This window comes from Eggerthella sp., from assembly GCF_048329335.1.
Lineage (GTDB): Bacteria > Actinomycetota > Coriobacteriia > Coriobacteriales > Eggerthellaceae > Eggerthella > Eggerthella lenta.
The window spans coordinates 1-9,637 of the sequence record NZ_DBFEGU010000318.1; the positions used below are offsets into that span (position 1 = coordinate 1).

Here is a 9,637-nt window from a genome sequence, read left to right on the forward strand (position 1 = left end):
GCAGTTGTACGAGCGGACGGACAGGTCGAGATCCTCGATCTGCTTGTCCAGCTCGGCGTTGGACTCCTGGCCCTCCGGCGCGAAGATGGACGGGATTTCGCCCTCCTCCTCGTCGACAACGTCGGACAGGCTCAAAAACGCGCCCATGTACTGGTTGATGATGTTGGACGCGCGGCACACGGCCTCGGTGGGCGTGATGCTGCCGTCAGTCTCAACTTCCAGCACGAGCTTGTCGTAGTCGGTGCGCTGACCCACGCGGGTGTCGGTGACGTTGAGCGTGCAGCGGCGAACCGGCGAGAACAGCGAGTCCACATGGATGACCCCGATGGGATCCTCCGTGCGCTTGTTGCGCTCGGCCGACACGTAACCGCGGCCCACGCCGATGCGAACCGTCATGTCCAGCTGACCGCCGTCGGCGACCGTAGCGATGACGTGCTCCGGGTTGACCAGCGTGAACTCGGTGGGAATGTCGAGATCGGCACCCGTCACCGTGCAAGGACCCTCCGCCGACACATGCGCCGTGGCTTCCTCGATATCATCGTTCAGTGCGGAGAACACAAGACCCTTGACATTCAGGACGATATCGGTGATATCCTCGATGACGCCTTCGGCCGTCGTGAACTCATGCTGCACACCCTCGATCTGGATGGCGGTGGCTTTCGCACCATCCAGCGAGGAGAGCAGAACGCGGCGCATGCAGTTGCCCAGCGTGTAGCCGTAGCCACGCTCGAGCGGCTCGACTATGAAACGTGCGACAGTGTCGTTGACTTCTTCCGTTGTTACCGTAGGCCTCATGAACTCTGTCATGTGGGATAAGCCTCCTTACTATGCCGCGATTATTTCGAGTAAAGTTCGACGATGAGCTGCTCGCGAATGTCCAGATCGATTTGATCGCGCTGCGGAAGAGCAAGTACACTACCCTGAAGTTTCTCGATGTCCACCTCGAGCCATGCGGGCACCTGAACACGCTCGTTGGAGATGAGCGCGCTCTTGATGACCAGCAGGTCGGCAGCCTTCGGAGCGACGGCCACGAGGTCGCCCGGCTTGACGCGGAACGACGGGATGTCGACGCGACGGCCGTTCACGGTGATATGGCCGTGACGCACCTGCTGACGAGCCTCGGCGCGAGACTTCGCGAAACCGAGACGGTACACGACGTTGTCGAGACGGCTCTCCAGGATACGCAGCAGGTTCTCGCCCGTCACGCCCTTCTGGCGGTTAGCCATATCGTAGTAATGACGGAACTGCTTCTCCAGGACGCCGTAGATGCGCTTGGTCTTCTGCTTCTCGCGCAGCTGGTTGCGATATTCGCTTTCCTTGATGCGCTTCTTGCCGGCCTCGCCCGGCGCGTAGTTGCGGCGCTCGATCGCGCACTTCTCCGTGTAGCAGCGATCGCCCTTAAGGAAAAGCTTCGCCCCTTCACGACGGCACAGACGGCAGTCCGCTCCAGTATAACGAGCCATAATTCTTAGATCCTTTCAGTTACACGCGACGACGCTTGCGCGGACGGCAACCGTTGTGCGGAATGGGTGTGCAATCCTGGATGCTGGCGATCTCGAGGCCGGCGGCCTGCAGAGAGCGGATGGCCGTTTCGCGACCCGAGCCCGGGCCCTTCACGAACACGGAAACCTTGCGCAGGCCATGCTCCATAGCCGTCTTCGCAGCGGCCTCGGCGGCCATCTGCGCAGCGAACGGCGTGGACTTGCGCGAACCCTTGAAACCGACCGTGCCGGCGGACTGCCAGGAGATCACATTGCCCTGAGGATCAGTGATGCTCACGATCGTGTTGTTGAACGTAGACTTAATATGCGCAGCGCCGACGGCGATGTTCTTACGCTCGGAGCGCTTGATGCGCGTGCGCACGTTTTTCTTAGCTGCCACTTGAGACTACCTCACTTTTTCTTTCCGCCGATTTGCTTACGAGGACCCTTGCGCGTGCGCGCATTCGTGTGCGTGCGCTGTCCGCGAACGGGCAGGCCGCGACGATGACGGAGTCCACGATAGCAGCCGATCTCCATGAGGCGCTTGACGTTCTGGGAAACCTCGCGGTGCAGGTCGCCCTCCACCTTGATGTTCGCCTGAATGTAGTCGCGCAGCTTGGTAAGGTCATCCTCCGTGAGGTCCTTCACGCGGACGCTGGGATCGACGCCGGTTTCAGCGAGGATCTTCTTGGAGGTCGTCAGACCGATGCCGTAGATGTAGGTCAAGCCGACTTCAATGCGCTTGTCGCGAGGAAGGTCGACACCAACAAGACGTGCCATAGGTTATATCTCCTCTTTCTTCCTAGCCCTGACGCTGCTTATGGCGGGGGTTCTCGCAAATGACGAGCACCTTGCCATGGCGTCGGATGATTTTGCACTTGTCGCACATTTTCTTGACCGAAGGACGTACCTTCATAATCATTTCCTTTCGGTTAATGCGTTCTCGTATCTATATGTCACACCCAGCCGCTGGTGATAGCTTTCCTCTTTTTGCTGCTTGCGCAAGGCGCGCAAGCCCCTCTTCGCACACAAATTCTGCACAGGTTGACACGACCTGCACGCTTTTACGGTGCTATTTGAACCGGTACGTGATGCGTCCGCGGTTCAAGTCGTAGACGGACAGCTCGACCGTCACCTTGTCTCCCGGCAGGATCTTGATGTAATGCATACGCATCTTGCCAGAAATATGGGCCAATATCTTGTGCCCGTTTTCGAGCTCCACCCTAAACATAGCGTTTGGCAGCGCTTCGAGGACGGTCCCCTCGAGCTCGATAACATCTTCTTTGGTCAAAAGTGCTCCTTTAAGCATATCGTCGTTAAGCAGCAACCATAGATGATACCAAAAGTATTCGGTTATGTACACGAGAATTTGAGGACGCAGAATTCCAACAAACCTTCTGGTCCGAATGCTACCTGCTTGCCAGGCGTGCGGTCGTGCCGCGCAGCCCGCGTCTCAGAAACGGGGCCGCCAGGTATTCGCGCGAAGCGCAGCCGCCTTGTCGGCTTCGACGCAGATCGTGCGCACTGAGGCGCCCGCGTCTTCGGTATCGTTCTATTCTAGGCTATTACGCCGAAGGGTCAAGAGCGATTTTGGTCGGAGTTGGAAAGGTTGCCTTCCTGTTCCTCCAGCAACGAAGCCAGCTTGCGGTACGATACGATGGCTACGACGGAGTTCGCCAGCGCCTTGACCACGTTGAACGGCAGCAATGCCGGCAACACCAGCGAAGCAACCTGTTCGTAGGTGGCGCCCATGTACAGCGGCGTGACCACGAAGTTCAGGCAAATGGAAACCGCCGAGGACACCACCACGCCGGCAGCGCATCCCAGCACGGCGTGCATCAGGCACGGTTTCCGACGGTACACGGTCCCCACCACAAGGATAAGCGACACGGTGGCCATAATGTTCATGAACGCGCCGAGCGGATCGGTGACGAGGTGCGGTATCCATGACGTCACGGCCACGGCCACGCCGATCCAAGATCCGTACAAGATCGTAGCCAGCAGCGAGACGATGCCCGATGGATCGTACTTCAACCATTCGGCCCCGGGCACCACCGGCAGCTCGACGAAGCTGAGCACCATAGCCATGAGGATGAGCAGCACGATGGCGGCGACTTGCTTCGGCGAACGCTCCTGCCATCCGTAGGGCAAACTCTCCGCGACCATAACACCTCCTTAGTTCGCACATTATACGCTGCGAGCCACTTTGCGACCTTGCGGTCAAGCGACAAAACGAGCCGGCTGGAAAACAACCGGCTCGCTTGGGGACAAATACGATAGGCGAAACGCTCGCCTACGCCGTCTTAGCAGCCGCAACGGCGGTGTCGACGTAGCCGGCGGTATCGACGAGCGTGGCGCCCGAAACCGCGTCCGGGCCCTTCGCCTTCACGTCGGCGATCTTCTGTCCGGCCACAAAGGACTCGATAGCCGACATGGATTCGATCCACGGCGTAGTGGACTGGGCCTTTTCCTTCATGCTGGCGCTGTACATATCGGAGTTCACCGACTTGGACATGAGCGCCTTGCCCTCGGCGTACCCTTCGGCGAAGGCGGCGTCCGAATTGGGCACGGGCACCAGGCCGGCAGACGAAGCGTCGGCGAACTGGAACTCGTCGATGCTCGAAGCAACCAACACGTCCCCCTGCACAAGGGAAACGGCTTCCGCGAACGCCTTGTCACCGTGAGCAGCCGCGGTGGCGCATCCCATCTTGAGGTCGGAACCGTCGCCGGCATACGCACCCGTCGTGGTGATGTCGTCGCTCCCGGCGACCTCGGACACGAGCTTCAGATAGTTGGGCGCGTCCACGAGGGTGGCTCCCGTCACGGCATCGAGGCTCGTCTTCGTCAGATCGGAGGCCTTCTTGCCCACGCAGTACGCCTCTATCGCCTTCATCGACGTCAACCACGGCGTGGTGGACTGGGCTTTCTCCTTCATGCTGGCCGAATAGGCATCGTTGTTCACCGTCTTCGACATGAGCACCTTGCCCTCGGCGTACCCGTCCGCAAATCCAGCGTCGGAGTTCGGCACGGGCGTGATGCCCGCCGAATCAGCAGGCATGAACTGATAGTCATCCACGCTGGCGGCGAGGATGGTACCGTCTTGGGCCGTGGCGACAACCACGCTCGTAAAGCACTTGTCTCCGTGAGCGGCGCCGTAGCCGCGATGCAAGGTCGCAGTTTTGGCAGCGGTGTCGGGCGCGGTTGCAACTGCAGAATCAGCTTTCGCTGCAGCATCGCCGCCTGCGCACGAGCTGAGCGTAGCAGCACCGGCCGCGCCCAATGCGACCACGATGCTTCCCTTAAGAAAATCACGCCGCGAGACGTTCGTTTCCATAATGGCCTCCCTTGAATTCCCTCTAGACAACGGGGCAAACCATACGGATCAACACGAAGCAAATCCATCGTCAAAACGCAGGAAATTGCATTCCGTCCGAGATTGCGCTTCTAAACGAAAAGGGGGAGAAGCCCTAAACGCCCTTGTCGGGCCCGTCGCCTTCATCATCGAGCAACTTGAACAGCTCCTCGCGCGACGAGACCCCGAGCTTGCGGTAGATGTTCTTGCGGTGGCTTCGCACCGTGGATTCCGCCACCGTCAACTCATCGGCGACGAAGCTTGACGTGTGGCCGCGACCCAGCAGAAGCAGTATTTCGGCCTCGCGCGCAGTCAGGCGGTACTCGTCGGACAGATCGGCGCAACGACGGTTGTAGCCCTCCTGAGCTCCGAGCGCGTTCGACTCTACGGCATCGATGCCCTCGAGCATAACGCGCCACAATCGCGAGCTGGGAGTGACCATGAGCGCGATCGCCATCACCACGAACAGCACGATCAGCACCTGGTACTGGCATGCAGCTAGCACGCCCGTGTTCATGTTGGCGTCCGACAGCAGGCACACCAGGCACCCGACGATGATCATGATGCCTCCGGCCGGCAGAGCGAGCGAGCGCATGCGACCCGCCATCGCTACCAGCATCGCCGACATCACGAGCGCATAGATGGCGCAGAACGAGAGAGAGCCAACCGCCATCACCGAGCGTTGCAACGGAGGTTCGACGAACGCCGTGGCCGCGAACACCGCGAAGGCCACCAGCGGCAGGAAGAAACGGTACGAGAAGTTGATGAGCGCCTGATCGGTCTTCATGCGAATGAGGGGCACCATGACCGCCACGGCCAGCACGCCCGCCAAAGCCAGCGGAGCGACACCCCAATCCATGGTTCGCACCAGGCTATTGTCAGCCACGAACAGCAACAGCATGGCGAACGGCATAACGGCGAAGAACAGCGCGCGAGCGAGTGGGGTTTTGAAATCACCCGTCCCCTCCACCACCGACACATCGAGGTGCCCGAACACGTCCCGCCAGTTCACCCCTGCCTGCGCCGAACGCTCGTCCTCTCCCTCTGAGCGGAAGAACAACCGCGCGCACCCTACGACGGACAGCGCCGCCGCCACGGTGAGCACCGTCCGGGCAGGCGTCGCGCCCAGCATGGGCAGCAGCGACGCGCTTGCGAACAGGACGCAGCCGGCGACCCACGCCACAACGAGCGCGCGCCTGAACTCGAGCACATGCAGCCGGCTCATCCACACCAGGCACATCACGGCAGCGCCGAAACCCATCATGAGACCGCTGCCCGCTTCCACGACGGAGCCGTCGAGCGCGCCGAAGCTCCACAGGTCAAGCAGGCCGTAGCCGATCGCATAGCACGCCAACGCCAGCAGCATGATAGTGCGGCTCACACGCGCATGCGCCGTTTTCAGCAGGCAGATGAACAAAAACGCGAGCGCCGTGAACATGGCCGCCAGCGACAACGCGGCCGAAAACGACACCGAAGGCAGAAACGACCAGGAAACGGCAACCGACGACGTCATGCCGCGCCACTGCTCCAGCACGGGGAGGAACAACGGCACGCTCATGCAGAATGCGAAAAAGGAAAGCGTGTCAAGCAGGTCGAACCGTTTGATAATGCCTCGTTTTTCGAGTCGTATCATGTTCCTTCTCTCCACCGTCCGCACGTCCCGATCGCCCGCTGCGCCGCTCATGCACACTGCCCTCCCTCAAACGCCCGTAGAAAGTATACTGTCTTAGTAGCGTATTTGCGAATGTAATGTACTTGGAGGCAATGGCATGGTTTCTCGGAATTTCTTCCGCTTCAACACCACGAACATCATCAGCGCAGAAACCGACAACGAGGACATCCTCGACGAAGCGGTGGAATGGTGCGACCGCTACGAGCTGCTGTTCTCGCGCGTAGACCCTGCAAGCGAGCTGTTCCGGCTGAACAGCGCCGAGGGGCGCCCCACCGCGGTGGATGCCGAGCTAGCCGCGTTCATCGAGACGGCGCTGTCGTACTGCCGCGAAGTCGACGGGTTATTCGACGTGACTATGGGAAGCGCCACGCAGCTGTGGAACTTCAAGGATTGCATGATTCCCGCGCGCGATGACGTGGCCGCGGCGCTGCGGCACGTGGATTATCGCGGCGTCATCGTGAACGATGCCGTCGTGACGCTGCGCGACCCGCTGGCCTGCGTCGATTTGGGCGGCATCGCGAAAGGCTACATCGCCGACGGCATCCTCGCGCTGCTGCGCGAACGCGGCGTGGAACACGCGCTGGTCAACCTCGGCGGCAACGTGGCCGTCATGGGCGGCAAGCCCGATGGAGCACCGTGGCGCGTGGGCGTCCGCCGTCCCCTTCCCTCCAGCTCGATGCCGCTGCTTGATTCGTTCGCCGTCCTGGCCCTGCGCGATGGCTCGGCCGTGACAAGCGGCATCTACGAGCGCGCCTTCGAGCAGGACGGGAAACTGTACCACCATATCCTTGACCCGCGCACGGGCTTCCCCGCCGAAACCGACCTGCTGAGCGCCACGGTGGTCGCGCAGAGCTCGCTCGATGCCGACGGGTACACCACCGCGCTTATCATGATGGGAGCCGATCGCGCACTTGCGTTCGCCGAGCAGCATCCGGCGCTCGAAGCCGTGCTAGTCACCACCGAGGGCGATGTGCTGGCCACCTCCGGCATCGGTGATCGCGTACTGTTCGAGCTGCTGGGATAGCAAAACACGGCACGCATGCGAAAAGCGCGCAAAGTGGCTGGGCCACCAGGATTCGAACCTGGATAGCTGGTACCAAAAACCAGAGTCCTGCCGTTGGACGATGGCCCAGTCTGAAACAGAAGCGCCCGCGATGCGGCGCGCTAAGAACAATCGCATGCCGAGCAAACAAAAATGGTGGGCCGTGAGGGAGTCGAACCCGCGACCTTGGGATTAAAAGTCCCCTGCTCTACCAGCTGAGCTAACGGCCCACGTTCGCAGCAATGCGCGAGTACTCATTTTAGCTGGGCGGGCAAGGCGGGTCAATGATTATGTTGACGAACACCAGTCATACATCTAACCGCACGCAATACCGTCTATCCATTGCCACCATACCGTTATTCAAACCGAAACAATTCGTACTACAATCGAAGAGGAACCGAACGCCCACCCCTCTGTAGAAAGGCCGTGATGCCTCATGTGGTGCTCCAAGGTCCTGGTTGCCTACGACGGCTCCGCTCCCTCCGCCAAAGCGCTCCATCTAGCGCGTTCCATCGGCGCGCAGGACGAGAGCGTCGAGCTCGTGTTCGCCCATGTGGTGAAGCTGTACGGCCTGGGCACCGGCGCCGAAACCGTGCTGCTCGACGAGGCGAAGAAGGTGCTGGTCGAAATGGAGCAGCTTGCAGACGAAGTGCCGAACAAGGCGCACGCCCACCTGCTGAAGGGCAGCTCGCCGGCCGATCTCCTGCTGAAATGCGCGCAAGACGAGGGCTGCGACCTCATCGTCATGGGCAGCCGCGGCCAGGGCGGCGTCAAAGGCTTCCTTGGCAGCGTCAGCTACGCCGTGGTGCAGGGATCGCCTATCGCCGTGCTCATCGCGAAGGACGCTCCCGCCGCAGCGACGAAAGCCGGGGCGACCGATTAGCATGCCTGCAATTGCACGAGAAAAGCTCTGGACGAGAGATTTCGTATTCGGAACCGCCGTGAACTTCCTGATCATGGTGAACTACTACGGGCTCATGGTGGTCGTAGCCGACTACGCCATGAAAACCTACGATGCGCCCGCAGCCACCGCCGGCCTCGCGGCCAGTATCTTCGTCATCGGCGCGCTGATAGCCCGCCTCTTCAGCGGGCGCATCATGGATCGCGTCGGTCGCAAGCGCTTGCTTATCATCGGTGCCGTGCTCGAAGTGGCGTTCTCGGCGCTTTACCTTACCGGCCTGGGATTATGGCTGCTGTTCGCGCTGCGCCTGCTGCACGGCATCGCGTTCGGCACGTGTTCCACCGCCATCGGCACCATCGTCACGGCTCTTGTGCCGGACAACCGCAAAGGCGAAGGCGTGGGCTACTATATGCTGTCCGTCACCCTCGGCGCGGCAATCGGGCCGTTTCTGGGCATGTTTCTCACGCAGAACGCCGGATTCCAAACGTTGTTCCTCGTAGCCGCCGCCGTAGCTCTGGCTTGCTTGCTAGCCGCCACGCAGCTGCGCGTGCCGAAAAACCCTGTATCGGCCGAAACCGTGGCCCGGAAGGCGAGCGACATCGCCCGCGACGAACGCATCGAGCAGGCGGGCGGGTTCCGCGTGCCTCGTCCGAGCCTGACGAACTACCTGGAATCCAGCGTGATCCCCATCGGCGCCGTATGCGCGCTGCTGTTCTTCTGCTATTCCAGCCTGCTTGCGTTCCTCACGCCGTTCGCGGCCGAAAACGGGCTCGAAACGCCCGCGAGCTTCTTCTTCGTCGTGTACGCCATCGCCACGTTCGTCACACGGCCGTTCACCGGCAAGCTGTTCGACCGCAAAGGCGACCGCGTGGTCATGGTGCCCGCGTTCATCGCCTTCATCGTCGGCATGGGACTGCTGGCCACCGTCTACCAGCCGACGGCCATGCTGATCGCGGCAGCGTTGCTGGGCTTCGGCGTAGGGACGGTTCAGGCAAGCGGCCTGGCTCTGGCGGTGCGCCTCGCCCCCGACGATCGACTGAGCTTGGCGAACTCCACGTTCTACATCTTGCTGGACATCGGCGTGGGCGTGGGCCCGCTGCTTTTAGGCATCGTGCAGCCGCTGTGGGGCTATCGCGGCCTGTTCGAGGCCATGTCGCTAGTCGCCATCGTGGCGCTGGCAGCCTACCTG

Annotated in this window: 12 protein-coding genes and 2 tRNA genes; 3 read left to right on the forward strand and 11 right to left on the reverse strand. The window is 61.2% G+C overall.

Translation table 11 applies throughout. The annotated features are described in order from the left end of the window. The 9 genes from ACMO6A_RS10000 to ACMO6A_RS10040 form a co-directional block, all read right to left on the reverse strand. The coding region (locus ACMO6A_RS10000) for a DNA-directed RNA polymerase subunit alpha (RefSeq protein WP_418471184.1) at positions 1-807 on the reverse strand (807 nt) is incomplete at its 3' end. Positions 808-836: 29 nt separating this feature from the next. After that, on the reverse strand, positions 837-1,463 hold the full coding sequence (rpsD, locus tag ACMO6A_RS10005) for a 30S ribosomal protein S4 (protein WP_009306915.1): 627 nt from the start codon (positions 1,461-1,463) through the stop codon (positions 837-839). Between the two features lie 19 nt (positions 1,464-1,482). Then, positions 1,483-1,881 carry a 30S ribosomal protein S11 gene (gene rpsK, locus ACMO6A_RS10010; RefSeq protein WP_009306916.1) on the reverse strand — a complete coding sequence of 133 codons (399 nt, stop codon included), beginning with the start codon at positions 1,879-1,881 and terminating at the stop codon, positions 1,483-1,485. A gap of 11 nt (positions 1,882-1,892) precedes the next feature. Then, a complete protein-coding gene (gene rpsM / locus ACMO6A_RS10015; RefSeq protein ID WP_009306917.1) occupies positions 1,893-2,261 on the reverse strand; it encodes a 30S ribosomal protein S13 in 369 nt (122 codons plus the stop codon). A 22-nt stretch (positions 2,262-2,283) separates the two neighbouring features. Continuing rightward, positions 2,284-2,397 (reverse strand): 50S ribosomal protein L36, encoded by a 114-nt coding sequence (gene rpmJ, locus ACMO6A_RS10020; RefSeq protein ID WP_006363204.1) that lies wholly within the window; start codon positions 2,395-2,397, stop codon positions 2,284-2,286. Positions 2,398-2,553: 156 nt separating this feature from the next. Next, positions 2,554-2,772: a translation initiation factor IF-1 gene (gene infA / locus ACMO6A_RS10025; RefSeq protein ID WP_009306918.1), complete on the reverse strand. Its 219-nt coding sequence runs from the start codon at positions 2,770-2,772 to the stop codon at positions 2,554-2,556. Positions 2,773-3,059: 287 nt separating this feature from the next. Continuing rightward, the gene (locus tag ACMO6A_RS10030) at positions 3,060-3,647 is read right to left on the reverse strand and encodes an ECF transporter S component (RefSeq protein ID WP_009306919.1); all 588 of its coding nucleotides are present in this window, start codon (positions 3,645-3,647) and stop codon (positions 3,060-3,062) included. Positions 3,648-3,774: 127 nt separating this feature from the next. Continuing rightward, entirely contained in the window at positions 3,775-4,770 is a 996-nt protein-coding gene (locus ACMO6A_RS10035) for a TAT pathway signal sequence (RefSeq protein ID WP_258770740.1), read from the reverse strand. Positions 4,771-4,948: 178 nt separating this feature from the next. Continuing rightward, a complete protein-coding gene (locus ACMO6A_RS10040) occupies positions 4,949-6,466 on the reverse strand; it encodes a helix-turn-helix transcriptional regulator (protein WP_114513304.1) in 1,518 nt (505 codons plus the stop codon). A gap of 136 nt (positions 6,467-6,602) precedes the next feature. Here ACMO6A_RS10040 and ACMO6A_RS10045 point away from each other — a divergent pair, with 136 nt between their 5' ends. Then, positions 6,603-7,529: an FAD:protein FMN transferase gene (locus ACMO6A_RS10045; protein ID WP_009306922.1), complete on the forward strand. Its 927-nt coding sequence runs from the start codon at positions 6,603-6,605 to the stop codon at positions 7,527-7,529. Positions 7,530-7,563: 34 nt separating this feature from the next. On the opposite strand, the gene ACMO6A_RS10050 is transcribed toward ACMO6A_RS10045, so the two are convergent. Both ACMO6A_RS10050 and ACMO6A_RS10055 read right to left on the reverse strand, forming a co-directional pair. Next, positions 7,564-7,637: transfer RNA gene (locus ACMO6A_RS10050), tRNA-Gln, on the reverse strand. A gap of 64 nt (positions 7,638-7,701) precedes the next feature. Then, positions 7,702-7,777, reverse strand: a tRNA-Lys gene (locus tag ACMO6A_RS10055). Positions 7,778-7,983: 206 nt separating this feature from the next. On the opposite strand from ACMO6A_RS10055, the gene ACMO6A_RS10060 reads away from it, so the two are divergent. Both ACMO6A_RS10060 and ACMO6A_RS10065 read left to right on the forward strand, forming a co-directional pair. Next, on the forward strand, positions 7,984-8,430 hold the full coding sequence (locus ACMO6A_RS10060; protein ID WP_009306923.1) for a universal stress protein: 447 nt from the start codon (positions 7,984-7,986) through the stop codon (positions 8,428-8,430). A gap of 58 nt (positions 8,431-8,488) precedes the next feature. After that, positions 8,489-9,637 (forward strand): MFS transporter (locus ACMO6A_RS10065; protein ID WP_418471186.1); only part of this gene is annotated, 1,149 nt, incomplete at its 3' end.